Origin of the sequence: Caballeronia sp. INML2, from assembly GCF_023631365.1 — a bacterium.
Lineage (GTDB): Bacteria > Pseudomonadota > Gammaproteobacteria > Burkholderiales > Burkholderiaceae > Caballeronia > Caballeronia turbans.
Genome location: NZ_JALQDH010000082.1, coordinates 19,730 through 37,362, shown reverse-complemented (window position 1 = coordinate 37,362; position 17,633 = coordinate 19,730). Strand labels below are relative to the sequence as shown.

At 64.3% G+C, this 17,633-nt stretch carries 19 protein-coding genes; 6 read left to right on the top strand and 13 right to left on the bottom strand.

What is annotated here, in order from left to right; translation table 11 throughout:
• Positions 1–6: 6 nt before the first annotated feature.
• The 11 genes from NCT32_RS28535 to NCT32_RS28485 are packed head-to-tail and all read right to left on the bottom strand — an operon-like array spanning position 7 to position 9,517.
• Complete coding sequence (locus tag NCT32_RS28535; RefSeq protein WP_250490795.1) at positions 7–1,497, bottom strand: aldehyde dehydrogenase; 1,491 nt, start codon at positions 1,495–1,497, stop codon at positions 7–9.
• 14 nt (positions 1,498–1,511) lie between these two features.
• Positions 1,512–2,336 carry an aspartate dehydrogenase gene (locus NCT32_RS28530; protein ID WP_061119473.1) on the bottom strand — a complete coding sequence of 275 codons (825 nt, stop codon included), beginning with the start codon at positions 2,334–2,336 and terminating at the stop codon, positions 1,512–1,514.
• Positions 2,329–3,996: a thiamine pyrophosphate-binding protein gene (locus NCT32_RS28525; protein ID WP_250490794.1), complete on the bottom strand. Its 1,668-nt coding sequence runs from the start codon at positions 3,994–3,996 to the stop codon at positions 2,329–2,331. The genes NCT32_RS28530 and NCT32_RS28525 overlap by 8 nt, the downstream gene beginning before the upstream one ends.
• Positions 3,989–4,798, bottom strand: a complete 810-nt coding sequence (locus NCT32_RS28520) for an SDR family oxidoreductase (RefSeq protein ID WP_250490793.1) — start codon at positions 4,796–4,798, stop codon at positions 3,989–3,991. The genes NCT32_RS28525 and NCT32_RS28520 overlap by 8 nt, the downstream gene beginning before the upstream one ends.
• Complete coding sequence (locus tag NCT32_RS28515) at positions 4,795–5,655, bottom strand: IclR family transcriptional regulator (RefSeq protein WP_061119470.1); 861 nt, start codon at positions 5,653–5,655, stop codon at positions 4,795–4,797. The genes NCT32_RS28520 and NCT32_RS28515 overlap by 4 nt, the downstream gene beginning before the upstream one ends.
• Entirely contained in the window at positions 5,652–6,512 is an 861-nt protein-coding gene (locus tag NCT32_RS28510) for an alpha/beta fold hydrolase (protein ID WP_409241547.1), read from the bottom strand. Before NCT32_RS28510 ends, NCT32_RS28515 begins: the two co-directional genes overlap by 4 nt.
• Before the next feature lie 7 nt (positions 6,513–6,519).
• A complete protein-coding gene (locus NCT32_RS28505; protein WP_061119468.1) occupies positions 6,520–7,047 on the bottom strand; it encodes a cupin domain-containing protein in 528 nt (175 codons plus the stop codon).
• Between the two features lie 29 nt (positions 7,048–7,076).
• Positions 7,077–7,820, bottom strand: a complete 744-nt coding sequence (locus NCT32_RS28500) for an SDR family oxidoreductase (RefSeq protein WP_061119467.1) — start codon at positions 7,818–7,820, stop codon at positions 7,077–7,079.
• Complete coding sequence (locus NCT32_RS28495; RefSeq protein WP_061119466.1) at positions 7,813–8,874, bottom strand: aromatic ring-hydroxylating dioxygenase subunit alpha; 1,062 nt, start codon at positions 8,872–8,874, stop codon at positions 7,813–7,815. The genes NCT32_RS28500 and NCT32_RS28495 overlap by 8 nt, the downstream gene beginning before the upstream one ends.
• Before the next feature lie 15 nt (positions 8,875–8,889).
• Positions 8,890–9,198: a recombinase-like helix-turn-helix domain-containing protein gene (locus tag NCT32_RS28490; RefSeq protein ID WP_250490792.1), complete on the bottom strand. Its 309-nt coding sequence runs from the start codon at positions 9,196–9,198 to the stop codon at positions 8,890–8,892.
• 1 nt (position 9,199) lies between these two features.
• On the bottom strand, positions 9,200–9,517 hold the full coding sequence (locus NCT32_RS28485; RefSeq protein WP_250490791.1) for a non-heme iron oxygenase ferredoxin subunit: 318 nt from the start codon (positions 9,515–9,517) through the stop codon (positions 9,200–9,202).
• Between the two features lie 472 nt (positions 9,518–9,989).
• Between NCT32_RS28485 and NCT32_RS28480 the strand changes: the two genes are divergently transcribed.
• Positions 9,990–11,063 carry a porin gene (locus NCT32_RS28480; RefSeq protein WP_061119464.1) on the top strand — a complete coding sequence of 358 codons (1,074 nt, stop codon included), beginning with the start codon at positions 9,990–9,992 and terminating at the stop codon, positions 11,061–11,063.
• A 97-nt stretch (positions 11,064–11,160) separates the two neighbouring features.
• On the opposite strand, the gene NCT32_RS28475 is transcribed toward NCT32_RS28480, so the two are convergent.
• Complete coding sequence (locus NCT32_RS28475; RefSeq protein WP_061119463.1) at positions 11,161–12,042, bottom strand: IclR family transcriptional regulator; 882 nt, start codon at positions 12,040–12,042, stop codon at positions 11,161–11,163.
• A 133-nt stretch (positions 12,043–12,175) separates the two neighbouring features.
• Here NCT32_RS28475 and NCT32_RS28470 point away from each other — a divergent pair, with 133 nt between their 5' ends.
• From NCT32_RS28470 to NCT32_RS28460, 3 genes are all read left to right on the top strand, one after another.
• Positions 12,176–13,042, top strand: a complete 867-nt coding sequence (locus tag NCT32_RS28470; protein ID WP_250490790.1) for a sulfite exporter TauE/SafE family protein — start codon at positions 12,176–12,178, stop codon at positions 13,040–13,042.
• Entirely contained in the window at positions 13,039–13,326 is a 288-nt protein-coding gene (locus NCT32_RS28465; RefSeq protein WP_250490789.1) for a DUF1634 domain-containing protein, read from the top strand. Before NCT32_RS28470 ends, NCT32_RS28465 begins: the two co-directional genes overlap by 4 nt.
• A 108-nt stretch (positions 13,327–13,434) precedes the next feature.
• A complete protein-coding gene (locus tag NCT32_RS28460; protein ID WP_250490788.1) occupies positions 13,435–15,063 on the top strand; it encodes an FAD-dependent monooxygenase in 1,629 nt (542 codons plus the stop codon).
• On the opposite strand, the gene NCT32_RS28455 is transcribed toward NCT32_RS28460, so the two are convergent.
• Positions 15,060–15,878, bottom strand: a complete 819-nt coding sequence (locus tag NCT32_RS28455) for a class I SAM-dependent methyltransferase (RefSeq protein ID WP_250490787.1) — start codon at positions 15,876–15,878, stop codon at positions 15,060–15,062. The two genes, NCT32_RS28460 and NCT32_RS28455, sit on opposite strands and share 4 nt — an antisense overlap.
• Positions 15,879–16,048: 170 nt before the next feature.
• On the opposite strand from NCT32_RS28455, the gene NCT32_RS28450 reads away from it, so the two are divergent.
• Entirely contained in the window at positions 16,049–16,795 is a 747-nt protein-coding gene (locus tag NCT32_RS28450) for a glucose 1-dehydrogenase (protein WP_250490786.1), read from the top strand.
• 156 nt (positions 16,796–16,951) lie between these two features.
• Complete coding sequence (locus NCT32_RS28445) at positions 16,952–17,584, top strand: LysE family translocator (RefSeq protein ID WP_061119459.1); 633 nt, start codon at positions 16,952–16,954, stop codon at positions 17,582–17,584.
• The last annotated feature ends 49 nt before the right edge of the window (positions 17,585–17,633 follow it).

Below are 17,633 nucleotides of genomic sequence, written 5' to 3'. Positions count from 1 at the left end.
ACTCCTTCAGTTCGCCCACGGCAGCGGGGCGTCGTTCAAGCCCCAGTAGAGACTCTTCTGCTGCATGTATTCGCGCAGGCCCAGGCGGCCTTTCTCGCGTCCCATGCCGCTGTCTTTCCAGCCGCCGAAGGGCGTCGAAATGGAAAACTGCTTGTAGGTGTTGATCCAGACCGTGCCGGCGTTCAATGCACGCGCCATGTTCCATGCACGCTTGTAGTCGCGCGTCCAGATGCCTGCCGCGAGGCCGAACACGCTGTCGTTCGCCTGTTCGAGAAGCGCGGCTTCGTCGTCGAAGGGCAGGGCGGCGAGCACTGGTCCGAAGATCTCCTCCTGACACATGCGCGCGTCGTTCGTGAGACCTTCGATGATCGTCGGCAGGTAGAAGAAGCCTTTTTCGCGGCCATCGCCCGTCGGGCGTTCGCCGCCGCACAGGAGCGTGCCGCCATCTTCCAGACCGAGCGCGACGAAGCGCTCGATGCTGTCGCGATGCTGCCCCGTGATGAGCGGGCCCATCTGCGTGTTCTCGCGCGCCGGGTCGCCGACGCGCAGCTTGCGCGCGCCATCGACGAGCCGCGCCATGAATTCGCCATACACCTTGCGTTCGACGAAAAGCCGCGAACCCGCGATGCACGATTCGCCCGACGAACTGAAGATGCCGTACAGCACGCCATTGACCGCGTGATCGAGATCGGCATCGGCGCAGACGATGGTCGGCGACTTGCCGCCGAGTTCGAGCGATACGGGCATCAGCTTTTCCGCGGCGAGCCGCGCGATGCCGCGGCCGACTTCCGTGCCGCCCGTGAACGCGACTTTCTTCACGAGCGGATGGCGCACGAGTGCATCGCCGATCACGGAGCCCTTGCCCGGCAACACACTGACGACGCCCTTGGGCACCCCCGCTTCCTCGCAGATGCGCGCAAGCGCCAGCGACGCGAGCGGCGTCACTTCGGCGGGCTTCAGCACGACGGCGTTGCCGGCGGCGAGCGCGGGCGCGAGCTTCTGCGCGTCGGAAGCGATCGGCGAATTCCACGGCGTGATCGCCGCGACGACGCCGAGCGGCTCGTGCACGCTCATCGTCAGATAGTCGCCGCGCGAGGGGGTGAGTTCTTCTTCGAGCGTTTCGAGGCACGACGCGAAGTAGCGGAACGTGTTCGCCGCGCTCGTGACGAGGGCGCGCGTTTCGCTGACCGGCTTGCCGTTGTCGCGCCGCTGCAAGTGCGCGAGCGCTTCGTGACGCGCTTCGATCAGGCCGGCGATGCGATGCAGAACGGCCGCCCGCTGATGCGGCTTCAGGCCGGCCCAGTCCGCCTTCCTCCAGGCGCGATCCGCGATCTCGACGGCTTCGCGCGCATCGTCGGCATTCGCCGTGCTGATTTCCGTGTTGACGGTCTGATCGGCGGGATAGATGCTCGCGTACGGATTGCCGCGTCCTTTGCGCCATTCGCCGCCGAGAAAGATATCGCCGGAGCTCACGAGCGAAGTGTCGGGATGATTCATCGTTCAAAACTCCTTCAGATGACGCAGCGCGCGGCGCGATTGCGCAACGCACGGATCGCGCTGAACGCGGTGAGCGCGGATGTCTTGGGATTCGACGGCAGCGGCTTGCCGCACATTTCGAGCGACATCTCGCCGAACGCGCCGCGCGCGACGATGCGATGCACGTTGCGCTCGACAGCCGGATCGGCGATCAGTCTCACGCGCGTGCCGTCGAGGCCGAGGCCGGCTAGCGCGATGGTCGCCGCGACGTTCGCATTCTTCGGATAGAGCCGTGCGGCGTCGCGCGCGGTCCCTTCGAAAATGACCTGTTCCGCGGTCAGCGACTTCAGATCGCACACGCTTTCGGCGGGCGTGCCGAGCCAGCCGAGCGGCGGTTTGCGGCCGGTGTACTGCACGTCGTCGAGGCCGCCTTCCTTCGCGGCGGCGAGCGCATCGACGCCGCCGATCGCGCCCGACAACAGCGTGATCGTGGCCGCGCCTTCATCGGCGGCGCGGGAGAGCGCATCGAGCAGGCCGGCTTCGGACAGCGCGCCGATCGACGCGACCGCGCAATCCGTGCCCGACTTCAAAAGCGGCACGACGTGATCGACGAGCGCCGCGTGTCCCGCGCATTCGAGCGCGAACTCGGGATGGCTCGCGAGCGACTCGACGTGCGAGACGACATCGACCCGGTCGCCGAGCACCGAGCGCACGTGCGCGCGATCGCGCTGCGGCACGATGACATGCGAGATGCGCACGAGCGGATCGTTTTCGAGCGCCTGAAACACCGCCGAGCCGATCGCGCCGAAGCCGATCATCGCGATATCGAGCGCATGCGGCGCGTGACGTGGATCACGCATATTCCGGCTCCTTCGGTTCTTCCCTCTTCACCGGCGGGCCGGCGAACGCGGTCGCGAACGAGCCGACCGACAGCATGTCCACTTCGACGAGCACCGGACCGTCGATGGCGAGCCCTTCGCGCACGATGTCATCGGCCTGATCGAGCGACGTGATGCGGCGATGCGTGAGTCCGAGGCTCGCGCAGAACTGCGCGAAATCCGGCTGATGCAGATCGACGAACATGCGGCGTCCGCCGTACTGCGCGTCCTGAATGTTGCGGATGACGCCATAGCATTGATCGTTCATCAGCACGATCATCACGTTGGCTTTTTCCTGCACGGCCGTGGCGAGTTCGCCGACATTGACCATGAGGCCGCCATCGCCGACGAGCGCGACGGTCTTTTTCGCCGCGCCCGAAAGCGCCGCGCCGATCGCCATCTGCATGCCCTGGCCGATGCCGCCGCCGAGCGCATGCACGCCCGCGCGCGGATTGAAGATCTTGAGCAGGCGATTGCCCCACGTGCTGTTCGAGATCGTGACGTCGCGCACCCAGTTGTAATCGCGGCCGACCGCGCGTTGCAGGGAATCGACGAGGCGCTTGTACGGTCCCAGCCCCTTCGATACTTCCGCGACCGCCGTTTCGCGCGCGGCGGCGAGATCGCCCGCGAACGCCGGATCGACACGGATGCGGCCTTCGAGCAGCGTCGCGAGTTCGTCCAGCACGCGCGATGCATCGCCATGCACGAACAGTTCGTTGCGATAGCCGCGGCTGTCGGCGAGCGCATCGGCGTCGATGCGATAGAGCGGTTGCGGCAGCGCGAGCTTGTACTTCAGCGTTTCGTTGCCCCGCAGACGGGAGCCGACGACGACGAGCGCATCGCACGTCTTGTAGAACGCTTCGACCGACGGATGCACGTTGAACGCGCCGAGCGTCGCCGGATGATCTTCGGGCAGCACGCCGCGCCCCTGCACGCTCGTCACCACGCCGAAGCCGAGCTTGACCAGCCGCTCGACCGCGCTGCGCGCATGACGCGTGCCGCCGCCGAGCCACAGCAGCGGGCGCCTGGCGTTCGTCAACGCATCGGCGAGCTGCTTCACGCGCAGGCTGTCGTGCGTGAGCGTGCCGACGTGCGGCGCGGCCAGATCGGCGGGCCATTCGATTGCGGCGGCCTGGATGTCGATCGGAATCTCGACGCTCACCGGACCGGCCGGCGCAGTCAGCGCGACGCGCACGGCTTCGCGGATCGTCGGCAGTGCAGTTTCGACCGTGCGCACGCGGAACGCGGCCTTCGAGATGGATTGCAGCATCGTCAGTTGATCGGGCGCTTCGTGGATATACGCGAGATCCCGATCGAGATATTCGGTTTCGATCTGCCCCGTGATGTGGAGCAGCGCCGTGCCCGCGGTCAGGGCTTCGACCATTGCGCCGGCCGCGTTGCCGGCGGCGGTGCCCGTCGACGTGAATGCGACGCCCAGTTCGCCCGAGACACGCGCGAGGCCGTCGGCCATGTTCAACGCGCCCGCTTCGCCGCGTGCGCCCACATAGCGGATATTGCCGCGGCGGCCGATCGCATCGAGAATCGGCATGTTGTGAATTGAGATCACGCCGAACGCCGTGCGCACGCCGCATTGTTCGAGAAACGCGGCGATCAGTTCGCCGACCGTGGTTTTTTCAGACATGACGAGCAAAGCCTCCGGAAACATCGATATGGCTGCCGGTCGTGTAGGACGACAGCGTTGTTGCGAGATAGAAGAGCGCCTGAGCCGCTTCTTCGGGCAGGCCGAAGCGGCCGAGCGGAATGTTTTTCTTGCGCGCGAGCTCGCCCGTCCATTCCTGCCAGCTCTGGCGCGGGTCTTGTGCTTGCTGGAGATAATCCTGGTAACGCCGCTTCCACTGCCCCGATTCGACGATGCCGATCAGAATCGAATTCACGCGGATGCGTTGCGGCGCGAGTTCCGTCGCGAGCGACTTCACGAGGCTCAGCACGCCTGCGCGCGCCGACGAGGTCGCGACCATGTGCGGTTCCGGCTGCAACGCGAGCAGCGAATTCACGCAGACGATCGCGGGCGCGGGCGCGTCTTTGAGCATCGGCAGAAAGGCGCGCGTCGGGCGGATGATGCTGAAGTACTTCAGCTCCAGTTCGTCGCGCCAGGCGTCGTCGGCCGTATCGGCGAAGGTGGACACGCGGCCTTGTCCCGCGTTGTTCACGAGCATGTCGACGCGGCCGAAACGCGCCTCGATGCGTGAGGCGAAGGCGTTCACGTGGTTCTCATCGAGCACATTGCAACGTGCAGCGAGCAATTGCGCCTGCGGGAATTCTGTCGCGAGCGCGGCTTGCGCGGCTTCGAGGCGTTCGGCGTCGCGTCCGCAAATGGCGACCGATGCGCCCGCCTGCAAAAACAGGCGCGCCGTCGCGAAGCCGATGCCCGACGAACCGCCGGTGACAACGGCGACCTGCCCTGAAAGATCGATCTGAATCATTGCAACCCCAGAGACTTCATGTATCGGCTCGATGCACTTGCGCGCGCGGCCGGGCGATAGTTGAGACGCAGCGAGAGCGCATCGGCGGCTTCGCGTACCTTGTCGATGAGGCCGCTTTCGAGCAATGCGGCATCGATTTCCGGACGCGGGATCGTTGTCGTGATGACGGCGACGATGCGTCCCGTGTCGTTGCGAACCGGCGCGGTGACGACCGAAATGCCGCGCTCGAACGACGATTGGCTCGTCGCGTAGCCGCGTTCGGCGTCTTCCTTCACGCGCTCGAACAGCTCTTCCACGGTTTCGGGCGTCGACTTCGTGAAGCGCTCGAGATGCTGTTCGGGATACAGCGCGCGCAATTCATCGAGCGACAGATCGCCCATCAGAACGTGACCGTGCGTCGTCGCATGCGCGGGCAGGCGCGTGCCGACGTTCACCTTCACCGAGCTGAAGATCGGCGCGTGACTCTGCGCCTTGGCGACGAAGACGACATCGCGGCCATCGCGAATCAGGATGTGACTCGTGAGACCGGTCGCATCGCGCAGCGCCTCGATGATCGGCAGGCCCAGATCGGTCAGTTCGAGCGAGCTCAGGTATTCGAAGCCGAGGCGCAATACGGCCACGCCCAGGCGGTAGTTGCGGTCCTTGTCCGCGCGCTCCAGAAAGCCGAGCGATTCGAGCGTCTGAAGCAGCCGGAACACCGTCGTGCGCGGAATGCCGAGGCGCCGCGACAGTTCCGGCGCGCCGAGCACGGGCTCGCGCGGCGAGAACTCGGTGAGGATCTTCAGTCCGCGTTCGAGCCCCGGCACGATGTAAGTCGGTTCGCCTTTATCGGCTTCTTCCGTGGCAATGGATGTCATTGCGGTACTCCGTCTTTAATGTGACATTCGATGCCCTGGCAAAACGAGTCGATCAGCGCGGTATGGACGGCGGGGGATTCGACATAACCCGCGTGGCCGGCACGCGGAATGACCTGCAGGCCGACGTGCGCGGCCTGCGCGATCGGCGCGCACGCAGCGGGCGGCGTGATCGCGTCGTCCGCGCCCACTGCCACCGCGATGCGTCCATGAAAGCGCGCGATATCCGCTGCGAGGTCCGCGTTCGCGAGCAGATGCGTCGCTTGCGCGTAGCCTTCGGGGACGATGCGCGCCATGTTCCAGCGGACCCATTCGCGCGCGGTGTCATCGGCATATTGCGAAACCATGTTCGCGCTGCGCTCGCGTGCGAGTCCTTGCGCGCCGAGTTCGTCGAGCATCTTCAAACGTGCATCGCGCTTCGATTCACGCACTTGCTTCGAGGCCGCGCCGTAACCTGCAGCGGGCGAAATCAGCAGCAAGCCCGCCACACGCTCCGGCGCATGTGCAGCGAACGAACCCGCGATGATCGCGCCGAGCGAATGGCCGACGAGCACGCAGCGATTCACGCCGAGCGCATCGAGCCACGCGGACAACGCGTGCGCATAATCGGCCGCAACCGGCGATTCATTCGCGACGCGAGTGGACACGCCATAACCCGGCGCATCCCACGCGAGCACGCGACGCGTCGCGCCGAGCGCGTCGAGTTGCCGAACCCACGACGCCGCACCGGAGCCGATCCCGTGCAGCAGCACGACGGGCAGGGTGCGCAGATGCGACGCACCTGCCTCGCGATAACCCGTGATGCCCTGAGCGGTATCGATGTGCATGTCCGGAAAACGCGCGAGCGTCTCGATGTTCATCGCAGTCTCAGCGCTTCAGCTTGGCCAAGGGCGAATCGGGCGGATACGTCGGCGTGATGGGCTTCGACGCGCCGAGCATCACGCACATCAGCGCGTCTTCGTCGCCGATGTTGATTTCCGTGCGATACACGCCAGGCGGCACGGAGATGAGATCGCGCTCGCCGAGCACGGCTTCCCACGTCTGTCCGTCCTTCTCGCAGATCACCTTCATCTTTCCGCGCAGCACGAAGAAAATCTCTTCGACGTCGATATGAATATGGCTCGGCCCGATGTTGCCGGCGGGAATGACCATCGTCGAAAACGTGAAGCTGCCTGCGGGGACGGTGTTCATGTCCTTCGCGACGCCCGTGCCGCCCGTGCCCACATAGCGCATCTGCGCGCGGCGATACTTCGGGTCGTAATCGGCCTGGAACTTGAGCGCGTCCCAGTCGTAGCGGCGCGTCTCGAGCCGCGCGACGCGCGAGTTCATCCATTGCTCGAAGCTCGCGTCGGCGGGCTGATCCCACGATTTACGTTCGATGTCGGCATCTGCCATTGCTTTCTCCAGGTTCTGTATAGAGCGAATCAATTCATCACGAAGCCGCCGTTGACCGGCAGCAACTGGCCCGTCACGAAGCGCGCCGCATCCGAGAGCAGGAACAGCACGGGGCCGTTCACGTCGTCGGACGTTTGCGCGCGCGTCAGTGCGCGGCCTTTGAGGTAGTACTCGTGGCGCTCGGCGGGCACGTAGGCGGTGGCTTCCACTTCGGTGAGGCCGGGCGCGATCGCGTTGACGGTCACGTTGCTCGTGCCGAACTCGCGGGCGAGCGAACGCGTCATCGCGATCACGGCGCCCTTGCTCGCGACGTAGGCGAGCAGCTTCGGCGCGCCCCACAACGCCGTATCCGATGCGATGTTCACGATCGCGCCGCGCCCCGATGCCTTCAGATGCGGCAGGCACGCGACGCTCATGAGCCACGACCCGCGCACGTTGACGTTCATCACGGCGTCCCACGTTTGCGGCGTGAGTTCATCGGCGGACTTGCCGCCCGAGTTCGTGATCGCGGCGTTGTTGATGAGGCCGTCGAGGCCGCCCAGCGCTTTCACGCTTGCATCGACGAATGCGGAGATGCTCTGCGGCTCATTCAGATCGAGCGGGAAGAAGTGCGCTTCGGGCAGTTCACGCGCGAGCGCCTCGCCTTCCGCATGCAGCACATCGCCGAATGCGACGTGCGCGCCGCGCTCAACGAGCGCCCGGACGAACGCCGCGCCGAGTCCGCGAGCGCCGCCTGTGACCAGCACGCGGCGGCCGTCGAGCGCATCACGCATGAACGTGCTCCGTGTTCTTCGCAAGCGCGTCGAGGGCGGCGAGATGCTGCTGCGCACGTTGCTTCAGCATGCGGCGCACACGCGTCATGCCGACATCGTGCTGATAGAGGAACTCGTGATCGCGCGCGTTCGGCGCGAGGCTTTCGAGCACGTAGCGGTCTTGTTCCAGCACGGCCCAGTGCAGGCCTTCGAGACGATTGCGATACAGGAAACGCCACGCATCGCGTTGCCATCCCGAGACCTTGCGCGTGCGCCAGAAATAGACCTGGCAGTTGTCTTCATCGACGGGCGTGGCGAAGCCGATGATCCCGAAGTTGCCGCCCGGACCGAACTTCTTCTTGTACGGAATCGCGAGGCGCATCCACAGGCAGCCGGTTTCGCCCAGCTCGACCCAGTCGAAGTTCACGTCGCGCTGATTCACCTTCTCGAACATGAGGCCGGTTTCGGTCTTGCGCACGCGCATGTCGGCCTGCTTGTCGCCTTCGGCCATCGAGTGCGATGTCGCGTGCAGATAAGCGCCGTGCATCGGGTCCATCACGTTGTCGATCGCGTACTGGTAATTGCACTTCCAGTGGGACATGCAGAGGAAGCTCGCGTATTCATCGCCGACGAGTTCTTCGGGGAGCACGAGCGGCGCGGGTTCCTTGTTGGCGTCGTCGCCGAACCAGAGGAAGATCGCGCCCGCGCGTTCTTCGACCGGATACGACTTCACGCACTTCTGGCCTTCGAGCGGGCATGCCGACACGGCGGGCACTTTCTGCACGGTGCCGCTGCCATCGACTTCGATGCCGTGATACCAGCACGCGACGCTGCCGCCGAGATTCCAGCCGAGCGACAGGCGCGCGCCGCGATGCGGGCAGCGGTCTTCGAGCGCGTGCACTTTGCCTTCGTTGTCGCGCCAGAGGACGATCTGATCGCCGAGGCGCGTCAGGCCGATGGGCGCGTTCGCCACTTGCCAGCCAGGCGCGACGGGATACCAGTAATTGCGCAAGCCGCGATCGAGATAAGCCTGAACGGGATCGACGGCGACGGTTGTCTGCTGAGAGGACGTCATGGGAATGCTCCTTCTTTAATCGGCGAGCGTGCGCAGCTCGGTGACGAGGCGCTCGGCGGTCCAAGTCGTCCCTTCCGGCGTGCGAAAGCCGTCCTTGTTCAAGCCCGCGACCACTTGCTCCAGTTCCAGCGCGCCCGCTTCGAAGACGCGTTCGAGCGCATCGCCGAGGTCGTTTTCGTATTGCGTCGGCTCGGCCTTGCGCGTTTGCCAGATGAAGTTCTCGGTCTGACCCGGCTTCTCGATCACGCCCTTGCCGGCGACGTTGTTCGGCTGCGGCGCGAGCCACGGCTTGAGATGCGGGTTGAAGTTCACGACTTTTTCCATGTCACGCCACCTTGATCTGGATTTCCTCGCCGGCGAGGCGCACCGAATACGTCTTCAGGTCGCGGCCGCCGGGCTCTTTCAGGCATTTGCCCGTGGGGATGTGAAACACCGCTTCGTGCAGCGGACATTCGACGGTGTCGCCATCGACGAAACCCTGCGTCAGCAGCGCGTATGCGTGCGGGCAGATGTTCTCGAGCGCATACAGCTCGTCGCCCACTTTGTAGATACCGATCTCCGCGCCGTCGTCGAGCTTGAATTCGATCGGTGCGTCTTCCGACAGATCGCCGGCATGCCCGGCGCAGCGCCATTGTTCAGACATCTCTCACCCTTTCCTCTGGTTCGTCTGTGTTCCACTAAAGGAACATCAGTTCGTGTATGGGCATTATAGGAGTGGTCTGAGCCCGGGAAAATAAAAAAGTGGATATCTAGGTGAAAACACTAGATTGCTGGTCGTTCAGGCGTTCGTCTTACGTCTGATCTGACGTATAAACGTCCGTTCGACATTGATTCGTAAGCTCTTTTTGCTACGAACGAGACGCATCCGACGTGCCTTAAGGGTCTACCCGAGGTCGTCTGAAAATTTATTGTTTTGGCGCTGCAAACCTCACTATACTTTCCATAGGCAGTACGTTGATCCATATATGGAACATAACGGGCGATCAACAAGACGCCTCCCGGACGGTGCGAAGCAGGGCCATCGGGAACCGGGATAAAGCGCAGTAACGGCGACAAGCCGCAACGGGACAGCGGGCACAGCCCGCCCTTGAACCACACGGTTAGGAGAGCGAAGGGTGAAGCACATCATTGCAGCGGGGCTCATCGGAGCCGGGGTTGCGACCGGGGCGGCCGCGCAGAGCACGGTCACGCTTTACGGCAGCCTCGATGCCGGCATCGCATATATCAACAATGTCGGCGGCCATCCGAAATGGATGGAGGAGCAGGGCAACATGCAGCCAGACCGCTGGGGCTTTCGTATCGTCGAAGATCTGGGTGGTGGCCTGAAGACGGTTGCGCAGCTGGAGAACGGCTTCTATACCAACAGCGGCAATTTCGCGAAGGCCGGCACGCTATGGAATCGTCAGGCGTATCTCGGGCTGGATCAGGAGAACGTCGGCACGCTGACGCTCGGTCATCAGACGCCGTTCAGCTTCGACATGCTCGGGCCCCTCTCCACCGCGTATCTCGCGGCGAGCTGGTATGCGTTCCATCCGGGCAACATCGACCAGCTCGCGGACACCGGCGTCGTGCCCTACGACAACTCGGTGAAATTCCGCTCGGCGAATTTCTACGGCTTTTCCGCCGGCGCAATGATGGGCCTCGGCAACACGACGAACTTCTCGACGGGCCGCAACTACGGCTTCGGCATCACGTATGCGAACGGTCCGTTCAAGGCGGCGGCCACTTATTCGAACGAGCACAATCGCACGCCGGCAATCGCGACGACCGGTCTTACGACTTTCCAGGGCCAGCCCGCCGCGACATACATGGCGGACAAGCAGGAAGTGATGGGCGCGGGCGCGTCGTATGAGATCGGCAAGTTCGTGGTGCACGGTCTTTATACGCGCGTGAAGTTGCAATCGAACGGTCAGTCGGACACGTTCCAGTCATACGATGCGGGGCTGACTTTCAAGCCGGTCGCGTGGAACTGGATTGCCGGCGGCGCGGCCACGACGACCTTCGCGGGTGGCCGCTGGACGCAGTTTGAAATCGGCGATATCTACATGTTGTCGAAATCGACGCAACTCTATGTGAACGCGCTGTACGAGCACGCGACCGGCGGTGCGAAGGCCGCGTTCTTCACGGCGGGCGTGTCGAGCACCGCGAATCAGGTCATCGTGCTAGCGGGTATTCATCACTCGTTCTGACAGCACTTTTTTCGTGGAATCAGCGTTGCCCTGGGGAGGGCGGCGCTAATCGCTAATAAACCGGAAAGAAACCGGGATCCGGCAAAAAAAGCGAAATTCAAGCAAGCGCAGCGGTGGGATCATCCGGCGCCGGCCGATAGTTGAGCCGCGTGGAAAGCTCCATCGCAGCAGCGCAGATCATTTCGACGAGTCGCGACTTCTCATCCTCCGCACCGATGTCCGAGCGCGGCACCGTCGCGGTCACGGCCGCGACGATCGCGCCGGAATGATCGCGCACGGGTGCGGTGACGACCGATATCCCGCGCTCGAACGATGCCTCGCTCAATCCATAGCCGAGCGCCGCGCACTCCTGCACGCGTTCGAAAAGTTCGTCGACGGTCGCGGGCGTGCGCTCCGTGTACTTTTCCAGTTGCGCTTCGGGATAGAGCGCCTTGAGGGCGGCGAGCGAAAGATCGCCCATCAGCACATGTCCATGCACGGTCGCATGAGCGGGCAGCCGCGTGCCGACATGCACCTTCACCGAGCTGAACAGCGGCTCATGACTTTGCGCTTTCGCGACGAACACGACATCGCGCTGATCGCGGATCAGGAGATGCGTCGATAGACCGGTGGCATCGCGCAAACGCTCCAGAATCGGCGTGCCCAGATCGGTCAGTTCGAGCGAGTTCACGTATTCGAAACCAAGCCGCAGCACGGCGACGCCCAGCCGGAAGTTGCGGTCGCCGTTCACTCGTTCGAGAAAGCCGAGCGCTTCGAGCGTTTGCAGCAAACGGAACGTGGTCGTGCGCGGAATGCCTATGCGTCGCGACAACTCGGGCGCTCCCAGCACCGGCTCACGCGCGGAGAACTCGGCAAGGATCCGCAAGCCGCGTTCGAGGCCCGGCACGAGATAGCTGGAGCCGCCGCCGGGCGACGTGTCATCTTCCGTGGTGTCAGGGGTCTCCGCCTGGATGTCTTCCTGTTTGCTTCGTCGGGCCATGTTCGGCTGTCGTTTTTGTCGTGCGATGGCGAATCATAGCGCGAGACGATCGGCCTTCATCCGTCCGCTGCTTTCTCCACTTGTTATGACATGTTATATTGATGACGTGCGATACTTCACCGAGACCGATTCGATGAGCTTCGAAGCAACCCTCTGGCTCTTCTGCGCGGGCATGGGTGCGAGCGCGGCGGGCGGCATGCTTGGCATGGCGAGCGGGCTGTTCATCGTGCCCATCCTCACGATGTTCTTTCATATCGACATGCATGCGGCCATCGGCACGAGCATCGTGTCCGTGATCGCATGTTCGTGCGGCGGCGCTGCGGCCTTCCTGCGCGCCGGCCTGACCAACGTGCGGCTCGCCCTCGTGCTCGAAACCGGCACGACGCTCGGCGCGCTGACGGGCGTGCTGCTCGCGGGCATCGTCCCTGTGGCCGCGCTGAACTTTCTTTTCGCGGGCGTGCTGGTCGTATCGGCGTGGCAGATGTTCAGTCGCCGCGAAGAGCACGCCGACATGTCGAGGCCGATTCCATCGCGAGGACTCGCCGCCGCGCTCGATCTTCACTCGAGCTATCCGGACAGCACGCTGCGCCGGGATGTCGCTTATGAAGTGCGGCGCGTGCCCGCCGGCCTCACGCTGATGTACGCGGCCGGCGTCGTTTCCGCGCTGCTCGGCATCGGCAGCGGCATCCTCAAGATTCCGGCGATGGACAACGCATTGCGCCTGCCGATCAAGGTATCGACCGCGACGTCGAACTTCATGATCGGTGTGACCGCAGCCGCGAGCGCCAGCGCCTATTTTCTGCGCGGCGAGATCGTGAGCGCCATCGCGGGGCCGGTTGCGCTCGGCTCGGTGATCGGTGCAATCGCGGGCGCGCGCGTGCTGATGAAAGTCCGCAGCGAACGCCTGCGTCTGCTGTTTCTGTCGATGCTGCTGCTCGTCGCGTGCCAGATGTTCCTGCAAGGATTCGGCATCGATCTTCTGGAGCGTGCGGGTCGATGAAAGACTTCACGCCGGCTTCGATGGATCGGGTGCTCGCGCGCTTTTTTCAGTGCGGCACATGGGCCGCGTGCGTCTTGACCGGCGCGGGATTGGTCATCGGCACGAAGGCGCTGACGGCGGGCGTCGCGCTGTTCATTCTGCTGCCGGTGCTGCGCGTCGTCGTGATGCTCGCCGTGTTCGCGCGGCAACGAAACTATGTCTACGTGACGATCGCGGCGACGGTGCTCGCCGTCATCGCGGCGGGCTGCGCGATCGGCCTGCGCGTGGGGCCGCTTGGCGGCTGACGCGCGTGCCACAGCCAAGCGCTTAACGGTTATTCTCCCTGACGACAGCCGACAAAAGATACGTCGCGCGCATTGGCATTCGCCGGTTTCCTCAGGAGAGATCGCACCATGTTCGATAAGACCGATGTGCTGATTGCCGGCGCGGGCCCCGTCGGCTTGATGCTCGCCGCCGAGCTGCGCCGCGATGGCGTGAAGGCGCGTGTGATCGACGCGCATGACGAGCGCGTCTTCTTCGTCAAGGCGCTCGGCGTGACGGCGCGCACGCTGGAGATTTTCGAGAATCTGGGTATCGCGCGCGACGCGATCGATGCGGGTGTGTGGATCACGGGTGCTGATACGTTTCAGGACGGCGCGCTCGCGTTCAGCGCGGAGGTGCCGCGCGCCGGACTGCCGTATGGCGCGCTGTCGCTCGCACAGTTCGAGACCGAGCGCATTCTGGAAGCGGCGCTTGCGCGCAATGGCGGGCACGTCGAATACGGCGCGACGCTCGTCGATTTCACCGAATCCGGCGACGTGATCGACGCGCGCATACAGGACGCATGCGGCGAGAGCCGTACCGTTCGATGCCGCTGGCTCGTCGGTTGCGACGGCGCGCGCAGCACGGTGCGCCGGCAGTTGAACGTCGCCTATGAAGGCGATCAGTATCCGCAGACCTTCATGCTCGCCGATGTCGATGTCGACTGGGATTTGCCGCGCGGCCGCATGTACCGCTTCAACGTGTCGGGCGAGGGCGGCGCGGCGGCGACCACGCTCGCCGCGCTGCCGGTGCGCGGCTCCGCGCGCCGCTATCGCCTCTCGATGGTTCTGCTCCCCGACGATGCCGCCCGGCACGGCCTGAATTCCACGCCCGATTTCAACGAGATCGAACGCATCATGCTGCCGATCCTGCCGAAGGGCACGCGGCTTTCGTCGATGCGCTGGTCGTCGGTGTATCGCGTGAGTCATCGGATCGCGCAGCACTATGCGCGCGGGCGGGTGTTTCTTGCCGGCGATGCCGCGCATATCCATCCGCCCGTCGGCGGGCAGGGCATGAACACCGGCTTGCAGGACGCGCACAATCTCGCATGGAAGCTCACGCTGGCGGCGCGCGGCGTCGCGCATGAAGCGCTGCTCGACAGCTACGAAGCGGAGCGGCGGCCGGTCGGGCTCGATGTCGTCGAATCGACGAGCCGCGCGTTGAACACGGTCCTCGCGCACGGCGAAATCAAGCCCGCGATGCGCGAGACGCAACTGCTCGTGGGTTATCGCGGCAGCAGTCCGATCGTCATGGATGAATGTCCCGACATGGACGCGGCATTGCCCGCGCCCGGCGATCGCGCGCCGCAGGCCGGCGGTCTCGTGGAGGCGTTCATCGGACATGCGCAGCGCTTGCACGATCATCTCGGGCGCGGACGTCACACGCTCATCGGCTATTTGGACGACGATGCCGATGCAGCCCGCATCGCCGCGTTCGATGCGGCCGTCGATGCGTGGCGCGCAGCGCTCGGCCCGGCGGCGAGCGCGGTGTCGATCGTGTCGCCGAAGGTGGCGAACGCGGCGTCGTTCGAGCCTGCGCGGGAAGACTATCGAACGCTGAGCGATAACGCAGGCGAGTTCGCCGATGCATTCGGTGCGAAGCACGGCATGGTGTGGGCCGTGAGGCCGGATGGGCATATCGGCTTTCGAAGCGCGCGATGCGCACCGGATGCGCTGATCGCATGGCTCGATCGCGTGCTGGGCCGCGGCGTCACGCCTTAGCGCTGCACGACGATCACATGCGCCTGAATCTTTCCAGCGACGGGACCCGATCCGAAGCGCGCCGCGATGGCTTCGGCACATGCCGATGTCGCCTCTTCCAGACTCGCGCCGGTGCGCGCTTCGATCTCGTTGCGCAACGGCGTGCCCTGGCAATAAGCGATGGCGACCACGTCCGCCGATGATGCGCGGCTGCGTTGCGTGATCGTATCGAAGCGCGGCTTCGCATCGAAGCCCGCGGCTGCGAGGTCGTGCGAAATCGCGTCCCGATCGAAATAGCCGTGCGGCGTGCGCTTCATGAAAAGCGGCGGATCGGCGGGAAAGAGGCGGCCTAGCGCGGCGGTAATCGTGTCGGCAAACTCGTTCTCTTCGATGCGGTCCCACACGTTGAAGAGAAGTGCGCCGCCGGGCCGCAGCACACGAAGTGCCTGCGCGAACGCGGCCGTCTTGTCGGGAAAGAACATTGCGCCGAACTGGCAGACGACGATATCGAAGCTCGCATCGTCGAAAGGCAATTGCAACGCATTGGCCTGCTGCCACGTCACCGTTCTGCCGATATGCGTCATCGCGGCGCGATCGAGCATCGCCTGATTCAGATCGGTCGCGACGATATCGACATGCGCGGGCAGCGCGTGCGCCAGCGCGCGCGTGACCGCGCCGGTGCCTGCGGCCGTTTCCAGTACGCGCGATGGTTCGAGCGCCGCGGCGCGGCGCGCGATATCGCCTGCGCAGGGCGCAAAGAGCATCGGCACGAGATAGCGATCGTAAAGCTCGGGAATATGGCCGGCGAAATGCGTGTCGTGTGGTGACGTGTTCATGACTAAGACGCTCCCATGTTCGATTATTCGCATGAGCCCGCAAGTCTTTTCACTCTACGCTGCTTTATCGTGTTCGAAGAGATGTCTACATTGAGAGCTGTCACGGCGGTTTTGCCACCGGCACAACCAGCCACTCCGGGCATTAAATAATCTTTTCAAGGAATTCGATCATGAGCGAACTCGCAGGCAAGGTGGCGGTCGTCACGGGCGCGTCCAAAGGTATCGGTGCGGCGATTGCAAAGGCGCTCGCGGCGGAAGGCGCATCGGTCGTCGTCAACTATGCGAGCAGCAAGGCGGGCGCGGATGCGGTCGTCGCGGACATTACTGCATCGAACGGAAAGGCGATCGCCGTCGGCGGCGATGTGTCGAAGGCGGCCGATGCGCAGGGCATCGTGAATGCAGCGATCGAAACCTATGGACGCCTCGATATCCTCGTGAACAACTCGGGCGTCTACGAGTTCGCAGCGCTCGAAGAGATCACCGAAGAGCACTTCCATAAGCAGTTCAATATCAACGTTCTCGGCACGCTTCTGACGACGCAGGCCGCAGCGAAGCATCTCGGCGAAGGCTCGAGCATCATCAACGTCAGTTCGGTCGTGACCCGAATCACGCCGCCGACGAGCGCGGTGTACAGCGGCACGAAAGGCGCCGTCGATGCGATCACCGGCGTCCTCGCGCGCGAACTCGGCGCGAGAAAGATCCGTGTGAACTCGATCAATCCGGGCGTCGTGGTGACCGAAGGCACGCATAGCGCGGGCATCATCGGCTCCGATTTGGATGCGGCAGCGCTCGCGCAAACGCCGCTCGGACGCCTCGGCCAGCCGGACGATATCGCATCGATCGCGGTATTCCTCGCATCCGACGATGCGCGCTGGATGACCGGCGAAAGCCTTATCGCGAGCGGCGGCATGCGTTGAGGCAGATCGTGACGCGTTGAGGTTCATGCAGGACGGTGCCTTGCAGATGTATTTCGGCTTCGCTCAAGTGTATCGACGGGCGCCTTGAAATTTGTATCTGGCGACCCGGCGTATCGCACGAGAAGATGCATCGATCTCTTCAGCCGGAGCCGTCCGATGCCTCACACGCCGCAACTGCTCGCATTCGCTCTCGTCGCGCTCGGGATGGCGCTCACGCCAGGACCGAACATGGTCTATCTGATCTCCCGCTCGATCTGCCAGGGTCGCACGGCGGGGCTGATCTCGCTCGGCGGCGTGGCGCTCGGTTTCGTGTTCTACATGCTGTGCGCGGCGTTCGGCATCACCGCACTTCTGATCGCGATCCCGTTCGCCTATGACGCGCTGCGCTTCGGCGGCGCGCTCTATCTGCTGTATCTCGCGTGGCAAGCGGTCAAGCCGGGCGGGCGCTCGCCGTTTCAGGTGCGCGATTTGCCTGTCGATAGCCCGCGCAAGCTCTTCACGATGGGCTTCGTCACGAACCTGCTGAATCCGAAGATCGCCGTGCTTTATCTGTCGCTGCTGCCGCAGTTCATCGACCCCGCGCACGGCGGCGTGCTCGGCCAGTCGCTCGCGCTCGGCGTCGTGCAGATCATGCTGAGCATCACAGTGAATTCGATCGTCGCGATGACCGCCGGATCGATCGCGGTCTTTCTGGCGCGCAGGCCCGCATGGCTTCTGATTCAGCGCTGGCTGATGGGCACGGTGCTCGCCGGTCTCGCGGTGCGGATGGCGACGGAAGCGCGGCGGTGAGCGGTTCATCGGCGCGACGCACGGGAACTCAGCGTAGAGTCGTGAGCGG